Source organism: Caballeronia choica, from assembly GCF_001544535.1.
Classification (GTDB): domain Bacteria; phylum Pseudomonadota; class Gammaproteobacteria; order Burkholderiales; family Burkholderiaceae; genus Caballeronia; species Caballeronia choica.
Map to the genome: position 1 here is coordinate 1 of NZ_FCON02000593.1, position 634 is coordinate 634.

General features: G+C 61.4%; 1 protein-coding gene. It reads right to left on the reverse strand.

The window, feature by feature from the left end:
• Positions 1–322: 322 nt before the first annotated feature.
• A complete protein-coding gene (locus AWB68_RS51845; RefSeq protein ID WP_374729674.1) occupies positions 323–511 on the reverse strand; it encodes a transposase in 189 nt (62 codons plus the stop codon).
• Between the last annotated feature and the right edge of the window lie 123 nt (positions 512–634).

Here is a 634-nt window from a genome sequence, read left to right on the forward strand (position 1 = left end):
CGCCCTCCACCGCTGCCGCAACGCCAGAACTCTCATCCTGATTGACGCGCTGCTCTCATCTTGTTTGACGCGCGGCATTGGAGCATTCAAATGTCTGACGCCGAACGGAGCAGTACCGATCCAGTGGTTCTGGACGCAAGCTTTGCAAGATCGCTTTGACGCCGGGTTCGCCATCGCCTTGATCCAGGAAGCCGCCGAGTCTGGCGACCACCCGCACGACCTCATTCGGGCGCCGTGGCGTCTTGGGCGGCTTCTGCTTGTTGAGAATGAACGCCGCGCGCCACTCATCGGATTCGAACAGCAGTTCTGGGTCGAGGTCGGGCTATGCGCGGCCCAGCCGCATCAGCCGGGCAATGCGCCACGCCACCACGATGAGCAGCGCCAAGGCGCGGTCGAGCCGCGCCATCGGCGTGAGTTGCAGCGCCTCGACCTGACAACCGTTCTTGAGCGCGTGGAAGAATAACTCCACCTCGCAACGCGCGCGGTACCAGTCAACCAGGTGCGCCGCCATGTCGAGGTCGGTCACCTCGCGATTAGTACAACCTCCCTTAAATAGCTTGAATAAATAAGCGCCTCGATTATCATGACGGGATGAGCCGAGGCCGCCATGCAACGCCAGTGAAGCTGGCGAACA

Bases quoted from the DNA above. Each gene is read 5' to 3' on its own strand.
- AWB68_RS51845 (WP_374729674.1), bottom strand. From the start codon at position 511: ATGGCGGCGCACCTGGTTGACTGGTACCGCGCGCGTTGCGAGGTGGAG.